This is a genomic window from Acidobacteriota bacterium (assembly GCA_016184105.1).
Lineage (GTDB): Bacteria > Acidobacteriota > Vicinamibacteria > Vicinamibacterales > 2-12-FULL-66-21 > JACPDI01.
Window position 1 is genome coordinate 1 of the sequence record JACPDI010000065.1, and the last position, 23,702, is coordinate 23,702.

Sequence of the window (23,702 nt, forward strand, 5' to 3'; positions counted from 1 at the left end):
AGAGTAGTCGGCTACGAGCGACCGTCGCGCTGCTTGTCGTCAGCTTGCTGGTAGTCGGCCTGGCGTTCGTGCCGCGGGCAACAAACCAGCCGGCGCCACTCAAGCCAAGACCCTACGACCGAAACCAACCCACTCCCAAAATGAAGAGGCTGAGCGGCAAGGCCGCAGCGGATCACTTGCATCAAGCCTGCCTAGACAACCAAGCCAGGGGTCAGCACAGGGAGGCGATCAGAAGCGCGTTCGTAGCCGCAGGTGCTGCCCTGTACCCCTGCATTGGCTCGACTGTTGGGCATTGGGCTGCGTCGGAGCATCTTACGGCATGACGTACGCGTGGACTCTCGGGTGGTACATGGGTGAGTACCTCGCCTACTGCCGCTGCCGCTACATGGGTGAGCACTGTACATAGAGAGGCCAGCATGAAAGTCCGTAAAGCTGTCGAGATCCTGCTGGCGATCGTAGTGCCGGCGATCCTGTTTGGGATCAGTCTAAGGATCCCATTCGGGTTCGTTCTCTTCTATACGGGGGTGTTCATCGTCCTGAAGCGCGTCGCGGGGTTGCGCTCTTGGTGGCGCGCCGCCGCTGGTGCCGTTGGAGCGTCGGCGCTCCACCTGGTCGCCAGCCTCTTCACGTAATCTGAGCGGAATCACGCGGACCACCTCATGGTACTGTGAAGTGGTCCACCTCAAGTTGATCATGGAGAGAGGCGGGCCGGGCGATCGTCGTCAGGGCTGCTTCGGCTTCAGCTCGCCGCGGTACGTCACCGTCTCGCCCGGCACGATGAGCACGTCGAAGATCGAGGGCTGCAAGCCCTCGCCGCGCAGCTCGATGCGGTGGCCGCCGCTCCGGAGCCGGAGCTTCTGGAACACGCCATCGTAATCATCGACGATGCCGCTGAAGTAGCCATCGACGTAGACCTGCGCCTCGCGCGGCTTCACCTTCAGCTTGAGCCCGCCATGCTCGACGCTGGACTCGTCATAGGCGTAGCCGCCGTAGTACGGGCTGTAACCGTAGCCGTAGTAGTAGTCCCACCAGAACGGGTCGTAATACATGAACCCGCCCCACGGCCCGTAATAGAAAGGCGTCCAGCGGCTGTACTGGTAGTAGCCGTACGCCCAGTACGGGTCGCGCCTCCAGAGGAGATCCGGCAGGTTCGATTCATCACGGGGCACTGCCGTCCCTGTCGCGGGACGACCGGCGCGCGGCCGCGCGTAGCCCGGCGCCGGCTCGCCACGGTGGATGCCCGGCTCGGACGCCGACCGCCCGTCCGGCACGATCACCGATTTCGGGCTGCCCCCTCGCGACGAGGTCGCGCCCGAGCCGCCGCGACGCCCGTACGCGCGCCCTTCACCCCGGGGCACGGCGTGGCCGTATCCACCGCCGGAGGAGCCGACGCTCGATCCGCCGCCCGAGGAGGATGATGTCGAGCCGCCGGACGGGGAAGAAGACGAGCTCGATCCGCCGCCCGAGGGGCGCGACACGGCGTGTTCGCCGCCGCCATGCCCCTGCGGCGACCGACGCTCCTGCGCCAGCACGGGCGCGGCGATGACCGCGGCAAGCCCGGTCGCGAGGAAGAAAAAAACAGTCGCGCGATGGGTGCGCACCATGGCAGGCTCCTCGAAGCCCGGGGACGACCTGGTCCCCATCTTCATTCTACGCCTGAGCCGAAGCATAAGCGCTGCCACGGAGCGGCGCTCTGAAGTGGGCCGGAATCAGTGGGTTACCTTCCATCCGGCTGTCCGCTGCGGAGAGCAGTTGTCCCATATAATCGACAGTCGGATGTTCCACGCCACCACGGTTCTCGCGGTCCGTCACAATGGCCGATCCGTCATGGCCGGCGACGGCCAGGTCACGTTCAACCACACCGTCGTGAAGCAGGGGGCGCGCAAGATCCGGCGCCTCTACAACGACAAGATTATCGCGGGGTTTGCCGGCTCGGCGGCGGATTCCTTCGCGCTGTTCTCGCGTTTCGAGGCGAAGCTCGAACAATATCGCGGAAACCTGGAGCGTTCCGCGGTGGAGCTCGCCAAGGACTGGCGCAGCGACCGCATCCTGCGGCGCCTGGAGGCCATGTTGGTCGTCGCCGATCAGCACTCGACGTTCCTGCTGTCCGGCACCGGCGATCTCATCGAGCCCGACGACGGCATCATCGCGATTGGCTCCGGGGGTGCGTACGCGATGGCGGCCGCGAAGGCGCTGGCGCAGCATACGTCGCTCGACGCGCGCACGATCGCGGAGCAGGCGATGCAGATCGCCGCGGGCATCTGCATCTACACGAACGCGCACCTTTCGATCGAAGAAGTCTGAGATGCCGATTTACCTCCCGGAGACCGCCGCCACCACCGTGCACTCGCTCACGCCGCGCGAGATCGTCGCCGAGCTGGACAAGCACGTCGTCGGGCAGGCGCAGGCGAAGCGTGCGGTCGCCATCGCGCTGCGCAACCGGATGCGGCGCCGGAAGCTCGCGCCCGAGCTGGCCGATGACGTGCTGCCGAAGAACATCCTGATGATCGGCCCCACGGGCGTGGGCAAGACCGAGATCGCCCGGCGGCTCGCCAAGCTGGCGCACTCTCCCTTCCTGAAGGTGGAGGCGTCGAAGTTCACCGAGGTCGGCTACGTCGGGCGCGACGTCGAGTCGATGGTGCGCGATCTCACGGAGCTGGCCGTGGAGATGGTGCGCGACGAGCGACGGGCGGAGGTGCGCGAGAAGGCGAAGCAGAACGCCGAGGAGCGGCTGCTGGACCTGCTGCTGCCGCCGCCGCAGGTGCCGGGCTACGTGACGGAGACCGATCCGGCGCGCGAACACCACGGCAGCACGCGCGAGCGGCTGCGCGAGCAGCTGCACGAGGGGCGGCTCGACGAGCGGCAGGTCGAGCTCGAGGTGCGGGAGAAATCGTTTCCCTCGTTCGAGATCATCGCGGGCTCCTCGGTGGAGGAGATCGACATCAACGTCAAGGACATGCTGCCGGGGCTGGGCAACATGTTTTCGGGGCGGACCAAGCGCCGGAAGCTGCGCGTGCCCGACGCGCTCGAGCAGATCACGCAGGAAGAGGAGCAGAAGCTGATCGACATGGAGACGGTCGCGCGCGCGGCGGTCGAGCGCGCCGAGCAGGCGGGCATCATCTTCGTCGACGAGATCGACAAGATCGCCGGGCGCGAAGGGGGCCATGGGCCGGACGTGAGCCGCGAGGGGGTGCAGCGCGACATCCTGCCGATTGTCGAGGGCACGACGGTCAACACCAAGTACGGCATGGTGCGGACCGACCACATCCTGTTCATCGCCGCCGGCGCGTTTCACGTGTCCAAGCCGTCCGATCTGATCCCGGAGCTGCAGGGGCGATTTCCGATCCGGGTCGAGCTCGAGGCGCTCGGGCGCGACGACTTCGTGCGCATCCTCACCGAGCCGCGCAGCGCGCTCGTCAAGCAGTACGTCGCGCTCATCGCCACCGAGGGGGTGATGCTGACCTTCGAGAAGGACGCGGTCGAACGGATCGCCGACTTTGCCACGCTCGTCAACGAGCGGACGGAGAACATCGGCGCGCGGCGGCTCCACACGGTGATGGAGAAGCTCCTCGACGAGGTCTCGTTCGAAGCGCCGGACCTCGGCGAACAGGCCATCACCATCACGGCGGAGTACGTGGACCGGATGCTCGCCGACATCGTCCGCAACGAGGACTTGAGCAGATACATTCTGTGACCACGCGTCTTCAGGCGTTTTTCATCATCATCACGGTGACGCTCGTCGGCTGCGGAAAGAAAGGGCCCCCCCTGGCCCCCTTGCGCATCACGCCGGCGGCGGTCACCGAGCTGTCCGCGCGGAGGCTCGGCGATCGCGCCGTCCTGCGGTTCACGCTGCCCGACAGGAACACGGACAGCTCGACCCCCGCCGACCTGACGCGGATCGACGTCTACGCGCTCTCGGTCGCGAAGCCGGCCGACGCGCCGCAGGGAGACGAGTTCGTGCGCGCCGCCGCGCGCATCGCGACGGTCACGCCAAAGCCGGAGGAGAAGACCGCGGGAGCGGAGGAAGCGCTCGCCGGGATACAGGACGCGCTTTACGTGCCCCCGGCGCGCGCGCGCGCCGTTCCCGGTGTCGCGGCGGCGAAGCCGGAGGAGCCGGCGGTGCCCGTGCGGATGTACATGGTCGTGCCGGTGAGCAAGCGCAATCGCCGCGGGCCGGCGACGATGGCGTCGGTGCCGCTCGTCGAACCGCCGCCGGCGCCGCCGGCGGCGGCCGTCGCGTATGACGAGAAGGCCATCACCGTCACGTGGCTCGAGGTGGCGGGCGCGGACGGGTACAACGTCTATGACACGGCGTCGGCCGCCAGCCCGATGAACTCCGCGCCGCTCGAGGCCGCGACGTTCAGTGACGATCGGGTGGAGTTCGGGAAGGAGCGCTGTTACCGCGCGAGCGCTGTCTCGCACGTGGGCGGCACGCCCGTCGAGAGCGCCTTGTCGTCGCCCGCGTGCGTGACGCCCGCCGACACCTTTGCGCCGCCGGCACCGGCCGGCCTCGCCGCGGTTGCCGGCCCGGGGAGCATCAGCCTGATCTGGGATGCCGTCCCGGCGGCGGACCTGGCGGGCTATCTGGTCTTGCGCGGCACTGCGCCGGGTGACACACTTCAAGCACTCACGCCCGAACCGATCAAGGAAACCACCTTCAAGGACGCCGCGGCGCAGCCGGGCGTGAAGTACGTGTACGCGGTCGTGGCGGTGGACCGGGCGAGGAACATGGGCGCGCAGTCGGCGCGGGTCGAGGAAACGGCGCGCTGATCAGGCACGAGGCAGGAATGGAACGAATTCATACCATCGATACGCCGTCGAAAATCGTCTGCGTCGGGCTCAACTACAAGGACCACGCGGCGGAGACCAACAAGCCGCTGCCCAGCGAGCCGATGCTCTTCATCAAGCCTTCCACGGCGGTGATCCGCGCGGGGGAAGCGATCCGTATTCCGCCGGGAGTCGGCCGCGTGGACCACGAGGCGGAGCTCGGCGTCGTGATCGGCACGCGCGCGTACCGCGTGCCCAAGTCACGCGCCCTGGAGTACGTGCGCGGCATCACCTGCGTCAACGATGTGACCGCGCGCGAGCTGCAGGCCAAGGACGTGCAGTACACGCGCGCGAAGGGATTCGACACCTTTGCGCCCATCGGCCCGTGCATCGCCACCGGCTACGACGGCCGGCCGTTGAAGGTCGAAGGCCTCGTGAACGGCGAAGTGCGCCAGTCGTCAAGCTCGGCGCAGCTGATTTTCCCGGTCGACCACCTGATCTGGTTCATTTCGTCCGTCATGACGCTGCTCCCCGGCGACATCATCGCAACCGGTACGCCCGCGGGCATCGGACCGCTCAAGGCGGGAGACACGGTCACGATCCGGGTGGAGGGGGTTGGTGAGCTGACGAATCCGGTGGAAGATTCGAAGATTTGAGGATCCGGGTATGAAGCTGTTCATCGATAGCGGCAACCTGAAGGAAATCGAAGCGCTGGTCCCCCTCGGCATCATCGACGGGATCACGACCAACCCGTCGCTGCTCGCGAAGGAAGCGGGGGACTCTCGCGCCCTTCTGAGGAAGATCTGCCGCACGGTCCAGGGGCCGACGAGCGCGGAGGTGGTCGCCACCGAGGCATCCGCGATGGTGGCGGAAGGGCGCGATCTTGCGACGATCGACGAGCACATCGTCGTCAAGGTGCCGTTCGGGAAGGAAGGCGTCAAGGCGTGCCGGCAGCTCGTCGCGGAGGGGATCCGCGTGAACGTGACGCTCGTCTTCTCGGCGACGCAGGCGCTGCTGGCCGCGAAGGTGGGCGCGTCGTACGTGAGCCCGTTCGTCGGGCGGCTGGACGACATCGCGACCGAAGGCATGGCGCTCATCGAGCAGATCGTGGACATCTACGAGAACTACAACTTCACGACCGAGATTCTCGTGGCGAGCGTCCGGCACCCGATCCACGTCGTGCAGGCGGCGCGCATGGGCGCGGACATCTGCACCTGCCCGGCGGCGGTGATCGAGGCGATGTTCAAACACCCGCTCACCGACATCGGGCTCGAGCGGTTCCTGAAGGACTGGGAAAAGGCGCAGGCGGCCGCGAAGATTTGAGGATTTGAGAATTTGGACCCACTGAGCCATCTCGAGAATCTGGAGCGGCGCGCCGAGCTGGGGGGCGGGGAAGCGCGGCTGAAGAAGCAGCACGAGGCGGGCAAGCTGACCGCGCGCGAGCGGATCGACCTGCTGTTCGACACCGGCACCTTCGAGGAGATCGACAGACTGGTCACGCACCGCTGTCGCGACTTCGGGATGGAGGATCAAATCATCCCCGGGGACGGCGTGGTGGCGGGGCACGGCCGGATCGACGGCCGGCAGGTGTACGCCTTCGCGCAGGACTTCACGGTGTTCGGCGGGTCGCTCTCGGAGACCAACGCCGCCAAGATCGTGAAGATCATGGACCTGGCGGTGAAGATGGGGGCGCCGGTCGTCGGCCTGAACGACTCGGGGGGCGCACGGATCCAGGAAGGCGTGCTGTCGCTCGGCGGCTACGCCGACATCTTCCTGCGCAACACGCTCGCCTCCGGCGTCGTCCCGCAGATCTCCGCGATCATGGGGCCGTGCGCCGGGGGGGCGGTGTACTCGCCGGCGATCACCGACTTCAACATCATGGTCCAGAAGACGAGCTACATGTTCGTCACCGGGCCGGACGTGATCAAGTCGGTGACGCACGAGGAGGTCACGAAGGAAGACCTCGGCGGCGCGCGCACCCACAACGAGACGAGCGGCGTGGCGCACTTCAGCGTCGCCGACGATCGCGAGTGCCTGCAGCTGATCCGCGAGCTGCTCGGCTACCTGCCGAGCAACAACGTGGACGATCCGCCGCGGATCGACACCGCCGATCCCGCGGACCGCGAGGACGAGTCGCTGGATCGCCTCGTGCCGGAGTCGCCGAACCAGCCGTACGACATGCACGACCTCATTCACGCGGTGGTCGACGACGGCGTGTTTCTCGAGGTGCACCGCGACTATGCGCGCAACATCATCGTGGGTTTCGCGCGGCTCGGCGGCCGGTCGGCCGGCATCGTCGCGAACCAGCCGGCGCACCTGGCCGGCGTGCTGGACATCGACGCCTCTGTGAAAGGGGCGCGTTTCGTGCGGTTCTGCGACGCGTTCAACATCCCGCTGATCACCTTCGAGGACGTCCCCGGGTTCCTGCCGGGGACGCGCCAGGAGTACGGCGGCATCATCAGGCACGGCGCGAAGCTGCTCTTCGCGTACGCCGAAGCGACGGTGCCGAAGGTGACCGTGATCACGCGGAAGGCGTACGGCGGTGCGTATTGCGTCATGTCGTCGAAGCACATCCGCACGGACGTGAACTTCGCATGGCCGGCGGCGGAGATCGCCGTGATGGGCGCGGAAGGGGCCGTCAACATCCTGTATAAGCGGGAGATCGAGACGGCACCGGACCCCGTCGCCGCGCGCGCCGCCAAGGTCGCGGAGTTCAGGGAGAAGTTCGCGAACCCGTACGTGGCGGCGTCGCGCGGGTTCATCGACGAAGTCATCCATCCGCGCACGACGCGTGCGAAGCTGATCTCGGCGCTGGCGGGCCTGGAGACCAAGCGCGACAGGAATCCGCCGAAGAAGCACGGGAATATACCGCTCTGAAATTCTGTGATCTGGTGATCTGGTGAATTGGTGATCTGGTGAAGAAGATCCTGGTGGCGAATCGTGGCGAGATCGCCGTCCGCGTGATGCGGGCCTGCCGCGAGATGGGCATCGCGAGCGTGGCGGTGTACTCCGACTGCGATCGCGACGCCTACCACGTCCGCTACGCGGACGAGGCATACCCGATCGGCGGGAACCCGGCGCGCGAGAGCTATCTGAAGATCGACGCCCTGGTGGACGTGGCGAGGCGCGCGGGGGCGGAGGCCGTGCACCCCGGCTACGGGTTCCTCGCGGAGAATCCCGCTTTTGCCGCCGAGTGCCGCGACGCGGGCGTGATCTTCATCGGCCCCACCCCCGAACTGATCGCCTTGATGGGCAGCAAGACGGCGGCGCGCCAGGCCGCCATCAAGGCGGGCGTGCCGGTGGTGCCCGGCACCGAGGAGCCGCTGGGCGATGACGTCCCGGTCGAGACGATCGCCGCCATCGCGGAGCAGATCGGCTACCCCGTGCTGATCAAAGCGGTGGCTGGCGGCGGCGGCAAGGGTATGCGCGTCGTCGGGATGCCGGCCGACCTCCAATCCTCAATCCGTGCGGCGCGCTCCGAGGCGCTTTCCTCGTTTGGCAGCGCGTCCATTTACCTGGAGCGGCGCCTGCCGAATCCGCGCCACATCGAGATCCAGCTGCTCGGCGACGACCACGGAACGGTCGTGCCGTTCGTCGAGCGCGAATGCTCGATCCAGCGCCGGCATCAGAAGGTGGTCGAAGAGTCACCGTCTCCCGCGGTCTCGCCGGAGCTGCGCGCGACGATGGCGGACCGCGCCGCGGCGCTCGCGCGATCGGTCGGCTACACCAACGCGGGGACGATGGAGTTCCTCGTGGACGGCGGGCAGTTCTTTTTCCTGGAGATGAACACGCGTCTCCAGGTGGAGCACCCCGTCACCGAGATGGTCACCGGCCTGGATCTCGTCCAGTGGCAGATTCGGATCGCGCGCGGCGAAACGCTGGCGATTGATCCCGCTCGCGCGCTGACGCCGCGCGGGCACGCGGTCGAGTGCCGGATTTACGCGGAGGATCCGGATCAGAAGTTCATCCCGTCGCCGGGCGTGATCACCTCCTTCCGCCTTCCGTCCGGGCCGGGGATCAGGAACGATGCCGGCGTCACGCCGGGTTCGACCGTCCCGGTCTTCTACGATTCGTTGATCTCCAAGCTGGTCGCGTGGGGAGAGGACCGCGCCCAGTCGCTCAGCCGGCTCTCGCGAGCGCTGCAGGAATACCAGGTGCTCGGCATCCAGACGACGATCCCGTTTTTCCAGTGGCTGATCCACGAGCCGGCGTTTCTCGCAGGCCGTTTCGACACGACGTTCGTCGATCAGGTGCTGCGGCACCGCGAGGGGCCGTTCGCCGAGCTCTCCGCGGAGTCGGAAGAAGTCGCCGCGATCGCCGCGGCGCTCCATACCCTGCTGCGCGCGAGCGCAACGCGCTCGGCCGCGGCTGCCGCCGGAGGGGGAAGCCCGGGGCGCAAGGGGTGGAAACTGGCGGCGCGGCGCGAGGGTCTGAGGCCGTGATCGCCACCTTCGAGATCGAGATCAACGGGCGCACCCGGACGGTGGCGGTCGAGCGTATCGGGCCCGCTGCCGACGGCCGCTACCGGATTACGATCGAAGGACGCACGCGCGACGTGGACGCCCGGACCGCCGGCACGGGCCGGCTGTCGCTGCTGTTCCCGGAGGAGCGCGCGAGGAGCTACGACGTGGCCGTCGCACAGGCCTCGTCGACCGACCTGCATATTCACCTGGCGGACGGGGCCGTGACGGCGATCGTCAACGGCCGCCGTTCGCGCCGCGAGGGACCGCCGGACGCGGCGGGCGCCGGCGAGCAGCGGATCGCGGCGCCGATGCCGGGCCGCGTCGTCCGCGTGCTCGTGAGCCCCGGGGACGAGATCCAGGCGCGGCAGCCGCTCGTCGTGGTCGAGGCGATGAAGATGGAAAACGAGCTGTCGGCCGCGCGCGCCGGGCGCGTGAAGGACGTCCAGGTGCGCGACGGCATGTCGGTCGAGGCCGGCCGCCTCCTCGTCATCATCGAATGAAGGTCCGGGTCGGGCGGGCCATCGTCCGCGCGGCGGTCGGGCTGGCCCTCCTGCTGCTGCTCGTCGTTGCCGTCACGGTGACGATCGACGTGGGTCCCTCGGTGCGCGACCGCGCCGAGCGCGAAGCCACCAGCTACCTGAAACGGCGCGTCACGATCGGGCGAATCTCCGCGCGGATCATCCCGGGCCGGTACGTCGTCGAGGACCTGGTGGTTGCCGGCCTCGAGCCGGGGCACCGGCCGTTCCTCACCGCGCGCAAGATCGAAGTCTCGATGCCGGCGTGGACCCTGTTCAACCGGCAGGTCGTCTTCAACGCCATCCATATGACCGGCTGGAGGATGATCGTCGAGACGTTTCCCGACGGCCGGCACAACTTCCCGAAATTCACCCGCGAGCCGCGGACCACGGGGCCGAGGCGCTGGACGACGACGTTGCAGTACGTCACCGCGGACCGAGGGGAGTTCCTCTACGACGATCACGGCACGCCGTGGTCCACGCTGGCGCGCAACCTGAACGTCACGGTGTTCAAGGCGGGCGCGACGTACCGCGGCCACGCGTCGTTTTCGAACGGGTTGATCTCGATCCAGTCCTACGTGCCGATGCGCGCGGACATGGCGTCGCTGTTCCGCATCGACGGCGGGATCGTGCACTTCGACCACCTCGATCTGAAGACCGACGGCGCGCGGTCGATCGTCACCGGCGACGTCAACCTGGGCAAGTGGCCCGAGCAGCTCTACCAGGTGCGATCGCACATCCAGTTCTCGCGCATGAGGGAGATCTTCTTCGCGCGCGACCACTTCACGCTGTCGGGCGAAGGGGACTTCGAAGGCACGTTCCACCTCTTCAAGGGCGGCCGGGCGCTCAAGGGGCGTTTCAGCAGCCCGCTGGCCGGCGTCAACGCGTACCGGTTCCCGCGGCTGCAGGGCGCCGTCGTGTGGCTCCCGGACAGCGTCGAGGTGCCGCACGCCTCGGCGTCGGTGTTCGGCGGTCAGTCGCAGTTCAGCTACAGGATGTGGCGGAACCCTTCACGCACGGGATGGCGGGCACGCTTCGATGCGAGGTACCGGGACGTGGACCTCGCGCAGTACACGGACTTTCTCGAGACGAAAGGGCTGCGCCTCGCGGGGCGCGCGACGGGACGCAACCTGCTCGAGTGGCCCATCGGGCGGTTCAGCGCGCAGCTGCACGGCGAGGGGGCGGTCGACGTGCGGGCGCCCGCGGGAGTGGCGCTCCAGGGGCGAGAGCTGACGCCGGAGCAGGCCGCGCTCGCCGAGGCGCGCGGCATTGACGCGGGGCCGTTCAATCGCGACCTGCCGGCCGGATACGTGCCGATCGCCGGACACGTCGCCTATCGCTTCACGCCCGACTGGATCACGCTCGATGACAGCTGGATTGCCGCGAGCAGCACGTACGTGTCGTTCAAGGGGCGCACGGCGTGGCTGGAGAACGCGGACATTCCGTTCCACGTCACGAGCCGTGACTGGCAGGACAGCGACCGCGTGATGGCCGCGATCCTGACCGCGTTCAACTCGCCCACCTCCCCCGTGCCGATGGGCGGGCACGGCACGTTCGACGGCGTGATGCGCCAGTCCTTCCGGCGGCCGCGGATCGAGGGGGCCTTCGATGGCGGTGGCCTGAGCGCGTGGAACATCGTCTGGGGCCGCGGCCGCGCCGACATCATCGTCGAAAACAGCTACGTGGACGTGCGGCGCGCGCTCATCACCGCGCCGCTTCCCGGCGGCGGCGCGTCGACGATCAAGGTCGATGGCAGATTCTCGCTGGGCTATCCGCGGCGGGACGGCGGCGAGGAGATTAACGCCTACATCGTCATGGCGCGCCGCCCCCTCGAGGACCTGCGCATCGCCTTCGAGCTGTACGACTACCCGGTGGACGGCCTCGCGTCCGGCGAATTCCGCCTGCAGGGATTCTACGAAGGCCCGAATGGCTTCGGCCGGCTGCAGATCGATGACGGCGTGGCGTACGACGAGACGTTCGAGCGCGCCACTGCCGGGCTGCGGTTCGAAGGCACCGGCGTGCGGCTCGACGGCATCGTGATCCGGAAGAGCACCGGCGCCGCGACCGGCGCGGCGTGGGTGGGCTGGGACGGCACGTATTCGTTCAACACCGACGGCCGGCGGATCCCGGTGGAGTCGCTGAAGAATTTCGAGTTCCCGCAGGCGCCCCTCTCGGGCCTGCTGCAGTTCACCGCGACGGGCAACGGCACGTTCGAGGCGCCGCGCTACGACGTGAGGTTCGGCGTGGCCGACCTGTACGCGGGCGAAGAGGGCATCGGGCAGGTGTCGGGACGGCTCGGGATCCGCGGCGACCTGATGACGCTGGAAGTGGAAGCCGCCTCGCCGCGACTCGCGGTGTCCGGGTCGGGCCAGATCGAGCTGACCGACGAGATGGACACCGAGATGACGTTCCGGTTTTCCGACACGTCGCTCGATCCGTATGTCCGCACCTTCGTGCCGAAGCTCTCGCCGTTCACCACCGCCGTGGCGAGCGGAACGATCCGCGTCGCCGGCGAGCTGTACGTGCCCGAGCACCTGCAGGTCGACGTGGCGGTGGAACAGCTCGACGCGACGCTGTTCGACTATCGCCTGCGGAACGACGGGCCGATGCGGCTCGCGTTCGACCAGGACACGATCGTCCTCGGCAGCCGCTCCCTCGTCTGCCAGGACGCGGTCCGCCGCGTGAAGCTGGTCGGCGAAGGCACGCAGCTCGAACTGTGCGGCAGCATCGATCTGAAGCAGGACCGGGTCGCGCTGAGCGCCACGGGGGACGCGAACCTCGGGCTGCTGCAGGGGTTCTTCCGCGACGTGCGCAGCTCGGGGGCCGCGAAGCTCTCGGCCGACATCCGCGGCACGTTGAAGGAGCCGATCTTCTCGGGGCTCGCGCGAATCGACCACGGCCGCATCCGGCATTTCTCGCTGCCGCACTCGCTCGACGCGATCAACGGCAGCCTGTCGTTCGACGGGCGCGGCGTGCGGATGGACCACCTCACGGCGCGGATGGGCGGCGGGCTCGTGACCTTCGGCGGCAGCATCGGGCTGAGCGGCTACCTGCCGGGGAACTTGAGCCTCACCGCGGTCGGCGAAGGCATGCGCCTCCGCTATCCGGAGGGATTCAGCTCGCTCGTGGACGCCGATCTGTCGCTGCGCGGCACGATGGCGAGCCCGGTGATCGGAGGGACGGCCACGGTCCGCAGCGCCACGTGGACGCGCCGTTTCGATCCGAGTGCAGGGCTCTTCGGCCTTGGCGCCGTCGGCGGCGGCACCGCCGCGACCGCGCCGGCGCCCTCCGGGTTCCCGCTGCGGTTCGACATCCGGATCGTCGCCCCCTCGACGCTGCGCGTGAACAACAACGTCTCCGACCTGACGGTCAGCGCGGACCTGCGACTGACCGGCTCGTACGATCGCCCGGCGCTCCTCGGCCGCGCGGAGGTCGAGCGCGGCTGGCTGATCTTCGAGGGCAACCGCTACGTGGTGACGCGCGGCGCGTTCGACTTCGCCAACCCCGCGCGCATCGAGCCGTACTTCGACGTCGAAGCGCAGACGCGCGTGCAGGTTCCCGGCGAGACGTTTCGCGTGACCCTTTCCGCGGCCGGGACGCCGAACGGTTTCACGTGGGACGCCTCGTCCGACCCGCCGCTGCCGCGCATCGAGGTGCTCTCATTGCTGCTCGGCGAAGGCACCGGCGAGAACCCCGAGCTGCGCGCGCTGCAGCGCGGCCAGCAGACCGAGCAGGAGTTGTTCACGGCGTTCGCCACGCGCGGGCTCACCACCGAGCTGTCGGTCATCAACCGCGCCGTCGAGCAGACCTTCGGCGTGACCACCCAGATCACCCCGATCATCGGCGAGCTGAGCACGCTGCAGTCGTTGAACCCGGCGGCGCGCGTCACGATCGGCAAGCGCCTGTCGAGCCGCGTGTACGTCACCTACTCGCAGGCGCTCGGCGCGGGGCACACCGAGCAGATCATCCTCGTCGAGTACGATCAGAACGAGCGCCTCGGGTGGATTCTCTCGCGCAACGAGGACAACACGTTCGCGCTCGAGTTCCGCGTGCGCCACACCCACTGATGGGCATGGCTTCTCCTTCCGGCCGGGCCGCCGCAGCGCTGGCGCTCGCCCTTGCGGCGGCCGGCGCCCTTCCGTCGGCCGCGGCGGCACAGCAGCCGGCGCCCGCGCCCGCTGCGGCGCCGTTCGTCGGCCGGCCCGTCGCCTCGGTCGTGCTGCAGGTCGAAGGGCACCCGACGACCGATCCCGTGCTGATCGACCTCGTCTCGACGCCGGCCGGGCAGCCGCTCTCGATGGAAGCGGTTCGGGAAACCCTCGCGCACCTGTTCAACATCGGGCGGTTCCAGGGCATCGACGTGGTGGCCCGCGATGCGCCGAATGGCGCCGTGGCGCTCGAGTACCTGTTGATGCCCCTTCACGCGGTGGCCTCGCTGGAATTTCGCGGCGACCTCGGCATCAGCGACGATGACCTGCGGCGCGCGGTTGTCGAACGGTTCGGGAAGGCGCCCCCCGCGGGGCGCGCCGACGCGGCGGCGCGGGTGTTGGAGCAACTACTGGCCCGGCGCGGGTTCCTGCGCGCACGCGTCGAGCCGGCGATTCGCGTCAGGCACGACCCCGACCGCACGATCCTCGTCTTCAACGTGCAAGCTGGCGCCCGGGCGCGCATCGGCTCCGTGCAGATTGCGGGCGTCCGCGACACGGAGCGCGTGGCGGCGGCGCTCGACCTGCACGCCGGCGGTGCGTTCGAGCCCGATCGGCTGGACGAGCGGCTCTCGCGGTTCGTGCAGTCGCTGCGGAAGCGGGGCTACTACGAGTCGTCGGCCGGCCACCAGGCCACGCCCCGGGCGGGCGGCGAGATCGTGGACGTCGCCGTGGACGTACGACAGGGCCCCATCGTCAAGCTCGCGTTCGAGGGGGACCCGCTGCCGCGCAACCGCGTCGCCGAGCTGGTGCCGATCGAGCGCGAGGGATCGGTGGACGAGGACCTGCTCGAAGACGCCGACATCCGTATCAGGAACTTCCTGCTCGAGCAGGGCCATTGGAAAGCGCACGTGACGCACCGTCGCGAGGTGGGAGACGACGTCGAGACGATCACGTTCACCGTGACGCGCGGCCGGCGGTTCGTCGTCAACTCGATTGAGATCTCGGGCAACCAGGCGTTTTCGACGGGCAGCCTCCGGCCGCTGGTGCCGCTGGGGCCGGGCGATCCCTTCGTGGAGGGGCGTCTCGGGACCGCGGTGGCGGCGATCAGGGCCCTGTATCTACACCAGGGGTTCACGACGCCCACCATTCACGTGGCGAACAGCGAGACGGCCGCCGGCGGCGTGGACATGCGTATCGCGATCCGCGAAGGGGTGCAGACCCGCGTGGGCGCGGTGTCTTTCGAGGGGAACGACGTTCTCGGCGACGACGAGCTGCGCCGGCTGACGCAGGTGGCGCCCGGGGCGGTGTTCTACGCGCCCGCGGTGGCGGCGGATCGCGACCGCATCCACCTCGAGTATCTCAATCGCGGCCACGCGGCTGCCTCCGTCACGGTGGAGCCCACGTTTGCCACCGACAGGTCGCGGGCCGACCTCGTGTATCGCATCACGGAAGGCCCGTGGTTCATCGTCGATCACGTGATCGTCGTCGGGAACACGAAGACGAGCGAAGAGACCATCCGCCGCGAGCTGCTGGTCGAAGCGGGCAAGCCGCTGGCGCTCGCGGATGTCATGGAGAGCCAGCGCCGGCTGAGCGCCCTTGGGTTGTTCCGGCGCGTGCGGATTACGGAGGTGCCGCACGGAGACGAGCCGCGGCGGGACATCGTCGTGACCGTCGAAGAGGCGGACCGGACCACGGTGGCCTACGGCGGCGGCCTGGAGCTGGCGCAGCGGACCGTCCTCGGGACGGGCGGGATCGCGGACGAACGCCTCGAGGTCGCGCCCCGCGGCTCGTTCGAGATCGGGCGGCGCAACCTGTGGGGGCGCAACCGGTCGGTCAACTTCTTCACGCGCGTGAGCTTCCGCCCCCGCGGCGAGTCGATCGAGTCTCCGGAGTCCGCCAATTACGGGTTCAACGAGTACCGCGTGGTCGGCACGTACCGCGAGGTCGGCGCGTTCGGCCGCCTGGCCGACGTGGCGGTGAACGCCTTCGTCGAGCAGGCGATCCGGAGCAGCTTCAACTTCAGCCGCCGCGGCGTGAACGCGGAGGCGCAGCGCCGCCTGACGCCGTACGTGCGCGTCACGGGCCGATATGGTTTCGGCCGGACGCGGTTGTTCGACGAACGCATCGCGACAGACGAGAAGCTCAACATCGACCGCGTGTTTCCGCGCGTGCGCCTGTCGAGCGTCTCGTTCTCGGCCTATCGCGACACCCGCGACCATCCGCTGGATCCCACCCGCGGCTGGCTGCTTGGATCGGACAGCGAGCTTGCCGCGCGCAGCATCGGATCGCAGGTGGGCTTCGCGAAAACGTACGTGCAGGCGCTCGGGTTCCGCACGCTGTCGCGCGAACGAAACGTCGTCCTGGCGGCGGCGCTGCGCGTCGGGCTGGCACGCGGCTTCGCGCAGGACGTGAACGGGCAGATCGTGGTGGACGACCTGCCGGCGAGCGAGCGGTTTTTCGCCGGGGGCAGCACCACGGTGCGCGGGTTCGCGCTCGACAAGCTCGGCGCCCCCGACACGATTGCCGCGTCCGGCTTCGCGATCGGCGGAAACGCCCTGCTCGTCATGAACGCGGAGATCCGCACGCCGCTCTGGCGCGACGTCGGGGTTGTCGCTTTCCTCGACGCGGGCAACGTGTTCGCGCGTATCGGCAATGTCGACGTCAGCGAGCTGCGCGCCAGCCCCGGCTTCGGCCTGCGGTACCGCTCGCCGATCGGGCCGATCCGCGTCGACCTGGGTTTCAAACTGCGGCGTCGCGAGCTGTCGCCAGGGAACTTCGAAGGGCTGACGGCGTTTCATATTTCGGTGGGGCATGCCTTCTGACCGGCGCCACGCGCCGTGGCGCGAGCCTTTCAGGCTCGCGCGGCGGACCCGCAAGGTCCATCCCACACGTGGTCCGGCCGCCGCAGCGTTCGTGTTGTTCCTGTTGTCCGGAACCGCCGCGGCCGCGCCGGTCATCGATCGCGTGCTGGCCGTGGTTCAAGGCTCGATCGTGACGCTGTCGGACGTGCAGACGGCGATGGCGCTCGGGCTGGTGAACACCGCGGGGGCCGACGATCCCGTCGGGTCGGCGCTCGAACAGCTCGTCGAGCGATCGCTGCAGCTCATCGAGGTCGAGCGGTATTCGCCTCCCGAGCCGACCGCCGCTGAAGTGCAGGCGCGGCTGCGGCCCATCCGGGCGCGCTTCCCGGACGAGGAGTCGTTCCGCCGCACCGCGGCCGCCCTGGGCCTGACCGACAAGCGGTTGCAGGCGATCGCCCGCGACGACCTCCGCCTCCGGACCCACCTCACGCAGCGGTTCGCGTCGGTGACCGATCCGGCAGACGAGGAGATCGCGCGCTACTATCGCGAGCACCAGCAGGAGTTCGTGCGCGACGGCGTGCCGTTGACGCTGGGGGAAGTCGTTCCGGAAGTGCGTCGGCGCCTGGTGGCCGCACGCCGCGCCGAGCTGGTGGACGAGTGGTCGCGGCAGTTGAGACAGCGGGCGGATGTGCTGGTCATTCCTCGCTAGGCACGCGCCACGCGCCACGTGCCACGTGCGACGTGCCACGTGCGACGTGCGACGTGCCACGTGCGACGTGCCACGTGCCACGTGCGCGAGGTTCCGTCGTCAGGAGTGTCGCCTGGAGATCGCGTGCGAACGCGAGCCCTTTGTCTGGCTACGGTGGTCGGGGCTGAGGTGGCCGAGGAGTTTCAAGCCACAGGCGCGGGCGTGCTCCGCCAGTTCGCACAACTCCGCGTACTCCGCTTCCGACACGTACTTTGCGGCCAGCGCCTCATCGAGATGGTCTTCCGTCTCGCGTAACGATCCGAGCGCGATGTCGACGTACTGCGCGAACTGCGCGTGTCCATAGCGGCCGAAACCCTCCGCAATGCGCCGGCAGACCTGGGCGATTGTCTTTCGCGCGCTTGTGCAGAAATTGCCATTGCGGGCGACATCTCCACGCTCGGTAATTGCATAGATGCGCCCGCGCAGTTCGTGAGCAAGCTGCCAGAACCGGAGTTCTCTGTGCGTTTTCGCTCCCATGGTCGAGTGCCGCAGCACAGTCCATGCCGCACGTCGCACGTGGCACGTCGCACGTGGCACGTGGCAGGCGGGTGTCTCACGTGGCCCTCACCCTCCCCCCACCGCATTCCGCACGATCTCGCTGACATTAAATCCCGCATGCGCGATGGCGGGAGAAACGATGCTGCGCCGCGTGATGTAGATCGCGCCCCAGAAGGCGCCGAGCACGGCGGTGGCCACCGCGACGTCGCGACCCTGCTGCAGGTGGCCGAGCCCGAAGACGACGCTGAAGAGCCCGAGGCCGAGCCACGCGCCGCCGAGCGACTGCTGGAAGCGATGCAGGATGAAGGCGCGCTGAACCTCCTCGCGCAGCCCGCCCGCGATCATCACGACCACGGCGAGCACCGCGCGCTGGCCGGGCGTGCGCATCAGGTCCTCGAACGGATTCACGGCGACGTTATGCAGGGACGGCAGCGCCGTGCGGATCGTGACGATCACGGCGGCTGCGAGCAGAAAAGACGCCGGCACGAGCAGGATGCCGCGTCCCGCCTCGGGCAACACGGGTCGGGCACCGATGAAGACGTCAGGCGGCCGCTCGCCTCGTCTCGTCAGGAAGTAGATGACCAGCCCGACGAGCAGCGCCGCGTCGGCGAGCGACAGCAGCGCCACGAAGGCCAGCGACAAACCCCCGCCATCGGCCGCTCGCGGTCCCAGGCCCGCCGACCAGAGCACCGCCAGGACGAGGAACTGAGTCGGATAGCCGGAGCAGATCAGAACTTCCAGGAGGGCTCTCGCGCGGGACACGGGGGGAGGCTACCACCGCCAGGCGCCACGCGCCACGTGCGACGTGCCACGTGCGACGTGCCACGTGCCACGTGCGATGGGCGTCGGGGCACGTGGCACGTCGCACGTGGCACGTCGCACGTGGCACGTGGTCTACCGCGCCGTCGGCACGCGAATCGTGATGGGCGCGGTCAACCGCACGTTGAGGCTGGTGCCGGCCGGCACGCGCACCTCTTTGCCGCGCGTCGCGAGCACGACGCCCGTGCCGCCGGCGCCGCCGATCGCGGCCCCCTTGGCCGCGCCGTCGCCGCCGCCCGCGATGCCGCCGATCACCGCGCCGGCGCCCGCGCCGACCGCGATCTTGGCCGCGTCCTGTTTCTTCGTGGCCGGGGCCCTGCGGGCGATGACGCCGGTGCGGACGTCATGCCGCTCATCGCGCGCCTCGAGCGAGTTGAACCGGAACGCCACGCGCGCGCGCCCTTTCACGCGCCCCGATCGCGTCGCATCCGTCACGACACCCGACAGCCCGCTCCCAGCCGGGATCGCCTCGACGCCGTCCACGACCACGGCACGGCGCACGGTCGCACGCACCGGGTCTTCGATGTCGCTCGCATCGGACGCCACGGTCGTCTGCAGTTCGACCGGAAGCACGGTGCCCGCCGGCAGCGTCAGCTCGCGATATTCCGGCTCTTTCGAAAACAGGCGGGAGATCGGGTTGCCTTCCGCGGGCTTCTTGTCAGTTCTGTCAGCCGAAGCGGCAGGATCGTGATCCGGGGCCACGGCGGGGCTGTCGGCCGGGCTCGCCGCCTGCGCGGTTTTATCCGGATTTTCCACGGGCCGTGTGGTATCGGCGCGCGTATCGCACGCCGCCACGAGCGGCAGCGCCGCCATGGCGCCAATTGCACACAGTTTCGTCAGCATCTGAGCCTCCGAGCTCAGGTATTGCAACGGGTGTGCCCGGCGCGTTTGCGGTGTACACTCGCATTTTTGCCGGTACCACAGCCGAGATGTGTTGCCGAGTGGACAGGTGACGGTGGACAAGACAGACACAGCCGAACGGGTCCTGATCGTCGAAGACGAGACGGCGACGCGCGTCGGGCTCACCGAGCTCGTCAGCGCGTGGGGTTTCCTGACCGACGAAGCAGCGGACGGCGAAGCGGCGCTGCAGAAGGTCACCACGTTCAGGCCGGCCATCATCGTGAGCGACCTCGTGATGCCTCACATGGACGGCCTGCAGTTGCTGCGCGCGCTGAAGGATCAGCTGACCGACATCAGCATCATCATCCTGACGGCGCAGGGCACCGTGGAAACCGCCGTCGAGGCGATCAAGGAAGGGGCGTTCGACTATCTAACCAAGCCGGTGGACACGAAGCGACTGCGTATCCTGCTGGACAAGGCGGTGGAACGCCAGGAAACGCTGCGCGAGGTCAAGGAGCTGCGTCGCCAGCTCCGCGACCAGGGCAGCTACGGCCGCATCGTCGGGAACAGCCCGGGCATCAGGGGGATTTACCGGGTGATCGAGCAGGCGGCGCCGACCAACGCGTCGGTGCTCGTGTGGGGGGAATCGGGAACAGGGAAGGAACTGGTCGCGCAGACGATCCACTCGCTCAGCCCGCGCGCGTCGTTCCCGTATGTCGGCATCAACTGCGCGGCGATCCCGGAAACGCTGCTCGAGAGCGAGATCTTCGGCCACGAGAAGGGCGCGTTCACCGGCGCGCAGGACCGCCGCCTCGGGTGCTTCGAGCTGGCGCACCGCGGCACGCTGTTCCTCGACGAGATTTCGGAAATGATGCCGGCCACGCAGGCCAAGCTGCTGCGCGGGCTGCAGGAGCGGACGTTCCGGCGGCTCGGCGGGCGGCAGGAGATCTCGGTGGACGTGCGCGTGATTGCGGCGACCAACCGCAATCCCGACGACTCGGTGCGCGAGGGCAAACTGCGCGAGGATCTCTACTACCGCCTGAACGTGTTCCCGATCCACCTGCCGCCGCTGCGCGAGCGGCGCGAGGACATCCCGCTGCTCGTCCAGTCGTTCCTCAGCGAGTTCACGGCGCGCAACACGAAGGCGGTGCGGGCGGTGTCACACGACGCGATGCGCGCGCTCGAGCAGTTCAACTGGCCGGGCAACGTCCGCGAGCTGCGCAACGTGATCGAGCGTGCCACGATTCTCGCCGACGGCGAGTTCATCGAGGCCGAGCACCTGCCGCTCTCGCTCATCCAGCGCTCTGAGGCGAACCTGCCGACGCTGACCCTCACGCCGGGCATGACGGTGGACGAGGCGGAGCGGCGGCTGATCCTGCTGACGCTCGAGCACACGCGGAACAACAAGACCCGCGCGGCCGAGATCCTGGGCATCAGCCTGAAGACGCTGCACAACAAGCTCAATCGGCTGAAGATGGAGCAGGAGGAGGAACTGAGGGCGGACAGTTGAGGCGCAGTCTGCCCAGTGCCCACTGACCACTGCCCATGTCCATCAAGGCCCGCCAGGTCCTCGGCGTCACGGTGCTCGTCGGCCTCGTCGTGGCCGTCCTGAGCGCCGTGCACCTGGCAACGCTCACGCGCCTGAGCCTGCAGGAAACCGATTCGCGGGGTGAGTTGCTCGCTAACGCCATCTTCCAGCGCGCCCGCGAGGTCGTGCCCGGCACGCCCGATCCCTACGGCGCGCTGCGAAACGATCCCGGGCTGCGCTCGATCCTCGAGTCCTCGATCGCCTACTCGAAGAACGTCACCTACGCAGCCGTCGTCGATCCGCGCGGCGTGGCCATCGTGCACAGCTTCCCCGCGCTGCAGGGACGGGCGCTCGCCGAACAGGATCCTCTCCACGATCTGCAGCAGGGCAACATCATCCAGATGCTGCGGGCGGTGTACACCGACCGTATCTTCGAGGTGCGGCAGCGGCTGCTGTTCGGCGAGCGGGACTTCGGATCGATCCGCATTGGCGTCTCGACGCTGCTCGTCAGAAACGAGCTCCAGCACGCGCTCCGGCAGGCGGCGCAAACGGCGTTGGGGCTGATGCTGCTCGCGATGCTGGTCGCGACGCTGCTGTCGCAGTGGCTGCTGCGCCCGATCCATGTCATCCGGGCCGGGTTGAGCCGCCTCGGACGCGGCGAGGCCAACGTCCGGCTCGACCTCCCGGCGGGGGACGAATTCGAGGAGCTGGGGACGTCGTTCGAGCAGGTCAGCGCCCAGCTCTCCGCGATGCGCGCCAAGGCCCCGGGGCACTCGGAGGTGGAAACCGTCGTCGAGCGCCTCGAGGACGCGGTCGCCGTCTTCAACGCGAGCGGCGAGGTGCTGTTCGCCAATCCCGCGATGCGCGGGCTGCTGCCGCAGCTCGAGCAGTCGCGCGCGATCGACGTCCTGCCGCGGGATCACGCCGTGCGTGCCATGGTCGAACAGACGCTCTCGTCCAAGCGCGCGCAGGGCCCCACCACGCTCCGCCTCGCGTCGGGCGGGCTCGACACCGACGACGCCCAGAGCGAGCGGCTCGTGGCCGCCAGCCCGATCGAAGACACGGACCGCGGGTTCACCGGCGTCATGCTGATGATCCGCAACCTGGGGTACCTCGACCAGGTGCGGTCCACGCTGCAGTACTCGCGCAAGCTCGCGTCGCTCGGACGCCTGTTCGCGGGCGTCGCGCACGAGGTGAAGAACCCGCTGAACGCGATGACGATTCACCTCGAGCTGCTCCGAAACAAGCTCTCGAACCCCGGAGCAGCGCCCGCCCGCCCGGCGTCAAACCCGCATCCGGAACCCGCCAGCGCGGGCGTCCTCACCGCGAGCCCCGCGCTGAAACACGTGGACATCATCGCGACCGAGATCAAGCGGCTCGATCAGGTCATGGGAGACTTCCTGAAGTTCGCCCGGCCGGGAGAAGTCAAGCTCGAGCCCATCGATGTGGGGGCGCTGCTCGAGGACATCGCACGCGTGATCGGCCCCGACGCGCACCGCGCAGGGGCCACCGTGCTCGTCGAGTGCGTTCCCGGGACGCCGCCGATCAACGGCGACCAGGGCATGCTTCGCCAGGCGCTCATGAACCTGGCGATTAACGCCTGCCAGGCGATGCCCGGTGGCGGCACGGTCAGCATGAGCTGCCGCCCGCTGTCAGGCGGCCGCGTCGAGATCGTGGTGGAGGATACAGGGCAGGGGATCCGCCCCGAGCACCTTGACCGAGTCTTCGACCTCTATTTCACGACAAAGGAAAAGGGGAGCGGGATCGGGCTGTCGATGGTCTACCGTATCGTGCAGCTGCATGACGGCGACATCGAGGTGCAATCGACACCGGGGGCCGGGACGCGGTTTCGGATTCTCCTGCCGAGGGCGTAGAGTTTCAGGGCCAGAGGCCAGGGATAGTCATGCGACGTTCGCAGTTGTCAGCCATCGGTCTTCTGTTTTCCGGCGTCGCGCTGTCGGCGGCCTGCTCGAGCATGCAGGCGAGCGCGAAGCGTGAGCCGCTCGTGGTGCCGCCTGCGCCGCCGCGCGTGATTGCGCCGGCGCCCACTGCTCCCACCGAAGAGCCTGTCGCCGTGCACGAGCCGGTGCCGCCGCTGCCGCGCCCGTCGCGCCCGGCGCGCGAAACGCCACGCGCCGATCCCAAGGCGCCGGCGTCCGCCGAGCCGCAGGTGCCTGTGGGGCCAACTGAGGCCGAGTCGCAAGCGAAACCGGCGGCAGCGGCATCGGCGCCCGGCGTTTCCGCGCCCGAACTGCGCACCGTGGAGACGCCAGACGATGTGGAGGCGACGCGGCAGGTGAGGGACACCATTGAGCGCGCGGGACGAACGCTGTCGGGGATCGATTACCGCGCGCTGCCGAAGCCCTCGCAGGTGCAGTACGACATGGCCAAGCGATTCATCGAGCAATCCGAAGAAGCGCTGAAGGCGCGGAACTTCACGGCCGCCAAGCTCATGGCGGAGAAGGCCGCCACCATCGCGAAAGAGCTGTCGGGGCGGTAATTTCACCGCGGCACGCGCAGAACGCGCAGAAATCATGAGCGTGGCTCTGCGAGCTCTGCGGTTTCCTCCGTCAGG

19 protein-coding genes are annotated in these 23,702 nt (G+C 68.6%); 15 read left to right on the forward strand and 4 right to left on the reverse strand.

The features are described from left to right. Positions 1-416: 416 nt before the first annotated feature. On the forward strand, positions 417-632 hold the full coding sequence (locus HYU53_18875) for a hypothetical protein (protein MBI2223258.1): 216 nt from the start codon (positions 417-419) through the stop codon (positions 630-632). A 90-nt stretch (positions 633-722) separates the two neighbouring features. On the opposite strand, the gene HYU53_18880 is transcribed toward HYU53_18875, so the two are convergent. Then, positions 723-1,604, reverse strand: coding sequence for a hypothetical protein (locus tag HYU53_18880; protein ID MBI2223259.1), 882 nt, complete (start codon positions 1,602-1,604; stop codon positions 723-725). A gap of 172 nt (positions 1,605-1,776) precedes the next feature. On the opposite strand from HYU53_18880, the gene hslV reads away from it, so the two are divergent. Genes hslV through HYU53_18935 form a run of 11 tightly spaced genes read left to right on the forward strand, consistent with a single transcriptional unit; the run spans position 1,777 to position 17,403 of the window. Continuing rightward, a complete protein-coding gene (hslV, locus tag HYU53_18885) occupies positions 1,777-2,304 on the forward strand; it encodes an ATP-dependent protease subunit HslV (GenBank protein ID MBI2223260.1) in 528 nt (175 codons plus the stop codon). A gap of 1 nt (position 2,305) precedes the next feature. Next, positions 2,306-3,694, forward strand: coding sequence for an ATP-dependent protease ATPase subunit HslU (gene hslU / locus HYU53_18890; GenBank protein MBI2223261.1), 1,389 nt, complete (start codon positions 2,306-2,308; stop codon positions 3,692-3,694). Beyond that, the gene (locus tag HYU53_18895; protein MBI2223262.1) at positions 3,691-4,770 is read left to right on the forward strand and encodes a hypothetical protein; all 1,080 of its coding nucleotides are present in this window, start codon (positions 3,691-3,693) and stop codon (positions 4,768-4,770) included. The genes hslU and HYU53_18895 overlap by 4 nt, the downstream gene beginning before the upstream one ends. A 17-nt stretch (positions 4,771-4,787) precedes the next feature. Further along, positions 4,788-5,423, forward strand: a complete 636-nt coding sequence (locus HYU53_18900; protein ID MBI2223263.1) for a fumarylacetoacetate hydrolase family protein — start codon at positions 4,788-4,790, stop codon at positions 5,421-5,423. 10 nt (positions 5,424-5,433) lie between these two features. Beyond that, entirely contained in the window at positions 5,434-6,090 is a 657-nt protein-coding gene (gene fsa / locus HYU53_18905) for a fructose-6-phosphate aldolase (protein MBI2223264.1), read from the forward strand. 21 nt (positions 6,091-6,111) lie between these two features. Beyond that, complete coding sequence (locus tag HYU53_18910; GenBank protein MBI2223265.1) at positions 6,112-7,644, forward strand: acyl-CoA carboxylase subunit beta; 1,533 nt, start codon at positions 6,112-6,114, stop codon at positions 7,642-7,644. Between the two features lie 35 nt (positions 7,645-7,679). Beyond that, positions 7,680-9,209, forward strand: coding sequence for an acetyl-CoA carboxylase biotin carboxylase subunit (locus HYU53_18915; protein MBI2223266.1), 1,530 nt, complete (start codon positions 7,680-7,682; stop codon positions 9,207-9,209). After that, entirely contained in the window at positions 9,206-9,730 is a 525-nt protein-coding gene (locus HYU53_18920; GenBank protein MBI2223267.1) for an acetyl-CoA carboxylase biotin carboxyl carrier protein subunit, read from the forward strand. The genes HYU53_18915 and HYU53_18920 overlap by 4 nt, the downstream gene beginning before the upstream one ends. Beyond that, positions 9,727-13,812 carry a translocation/assembly module TamB gene (locus HYU53_18925; GenBank protein MBI2223268.1) on the forward strand — a complete coding sequence of 1,362 codons (4,086 nt, stop codon included), beginning with the start codon at positions 9,727-9,729 and terminating at the stop codon, positions 13,810-13,812. The genes HYU53_18920 and HYU53_18925 overlap by 4 nt, the downstream gene beginning before the upstream one ends. Positions 13,813-13,817: 5 nt before the next feature. Beyond that, the gene (locus HYU53_18930) at positions 13,818-16,715 is read left to right on the forward strand and encodes a BamA/TamA family outer membrane protein (protein ID MBI2223269.1); all 2,898 of its coding nucleotides are present in this window, start codon (positions 13,818-13,820) and stop codon (positions 16,713-16,715) included. Beyond that, positions 16,705-17,403: a hypothetical protein gene (locus tag HYU53_18935; protein ID MBI2223270.1), complete on the forward strand. Its 699-nt coding sequence runs from the start codon at positions 16,705-16,707 to the stop codon at positions 17,401-17,403. Before HYU53_18930 ends, HYU53_18935 begins: the two co-directional genes overlap by 11 nt. Positions 17,404-17,502: 99 nt before the next feature. On the opposite strand, the gene HYU53_18940 is transcribed toward HYU53_18935, so the two are convergent. The 3 genes from HYU53_18940 to HYU53_18950 form a co-directional block, all read right to left on the reverse strand. Then, a complete protein-coding gene (locus HYU53_18940) occupies positions 17,503-17,919 on the reverse strand; it encodes a four helix bundle protein (GenBank protein MBI2223271.1) in 417 nt (138 codons plus the stop codon). 87 nt (positions 17,920-18,006) lie between these two features. Continuing rightward, positions 18,007-18,702: a CPBP family intramembrane metalloprotease gene (locus HYU53_18945; protein ID MBI2223272.1), complete on the reverse strand. Its 696-nt coding sequence runs from the start codon at positions 18,700-18,702 to the stop codon at positions 18,007-18,009. A gap of 132 nt (positions 18,703-18,834) precedes the next feature. Beyond that, positions 18,835-19,602, reverse strand: coding sequence for a hypothetical protein (locus HYU53_18950; GenBank protein ID MBI2223273.1), 768 nt, complete (start codon positions 19,600-19,602; stop codon positions 18,835-18,837). A 112-nt stretch (positions 19,603-19,714) separates the two neighbouring features. Between HYU53_18950 and HYU53_18955 the strand changes: the two genes are divergently transcribed. From HYU53_18955 to HYU53_18965, 3 genes are read left to right on the forward strand one after another with little or no spacing between them, the layout of a single operon-like run. Further along, on the forward strand, positions 19,715-21,109 hold the full coding sequence (locus HYU53_18955; GenBank protein MBI2223274.1) for a sigma-54-dependent Fis family transcriptional regulator: 1,395 nt from the start codon (positions 19,715-19,717) through the stop codon (positions 21,107-21,109). A 35-nt stretch (positions 21,110-21,144) separates the two neighbouring features. Then, positions 21,145-23,001 (forward strand): HAMP domain-containing protein, encoded by a 1,857-nt coding sequence (locus HYU53_18960; protein ID MBI2223275.1) that lies wholly within the window; start codon positions 21,145-21,147, stop codon positions 22,999-23,001. A gap of 29 nt (positions 23,002-23,030) precedes the next feature. Then, positions 23,031-23,627, forward strand: a complete 597-nt coding sequence (locus tag HYU53_18965; GenBank protein MBI2223276.1) for a hypothetical protein — start codon at positions 23,031-23,033, stop codon at positions 23,625-23,627. Positions 23,628-23,702 lie beyond the last annotated feature (75 nt).

Bases quoted from the DNA above. Each gene is read 5' to 3' on its own strand.
- HYU53_18875 (MBI2223258.1), top strand. From the start codon at position 417: ATGAAAGTCCGTAAAGCTGTCGAGATCCTGCTGGCGATCGTAGTGCCG.
- HYU53_18880 (MBI2223259.1), bottom strand. From the start codon at position 1,604: ATGGTGCGCACCCATCGCGCGACTGTTTTTTTCTTCCTCGCGACCGGG.
- hslV (MBI2223260.1), top strand. From the start codon at position 1,777: ATGTTCCACGCCACCACGGTTCTCGCGGTCCGTCACAATGGCCGATCC.
- hslU (MBI2223261.1), top strand. From the start codon at position 2,306: ATGCCGATTTACCTCCCGGAGACCGCCGCCACCACCGTGCACTCGCTC.
- HYU53_18900 (MBI2223263.1), top strand. From the start codon at position 4,788: ATGGAACGAATTCATACCATCGATACGCCGTCGAAAATCGTCTGCGTC.
- fsa (MBI2223264.1), top strand. From the start codon at position 5,434: ATGAAGCTGTTCATCGATAGCGGCAACCTGAAGGAAATCGAAGCGCTG.
- HYU53_18925 (MBI2223268.1), top strand. From the start codon at position 9,727: ATGAAGGTCCGGGTCGGGCGGGCCATCGTCCGCGCGGCGGTCGGGCTG.
- HYU53_18930 (MBI2223269.1), top strand. From the start codon at position 13,818: ATGGCTTCTCCTTCCGGCCGGGCCGCCGCAGCGCTGGCGCTCGCCCTT.
- HYU53_18935 (MBI2223270.1), top strand. From the start codon at position 16,705: ATGCCTTCTGACCGGCGCCACGCGCCGTGGCGCGAGCCTTTCAGGCTC.
- HYU53_18940 (MBI2223271.1), bottom strand. From the start codon at position 17,919: ATGGGAGCGAAAACGCACAGAGAACTCCGGTTCTGGCAGCTTGCTCAC.
- HYU53_18950 (MBI2223273.1), bottom strand. From the start codon at position 19,602: ATGCTGACGAAACTGTGTGCAATTGGCGCCATGGCGGCGCTGCCGCTC.
- HYU53_18960 (MBI2223275.1), top strand. From the start codon at position 21,145: ATGTCCATCAAGGCCCGCCAGGTCCTCGGCGTCACGGTGCTCGTCGGC.
- HYU53_18965 (MBI2223276.1), top strand. From the start codon at position 23,031: ATGCGACGTTCGCAGTTGTCAGCCATCGGTCTTCTGTTTTCCGGCGTC.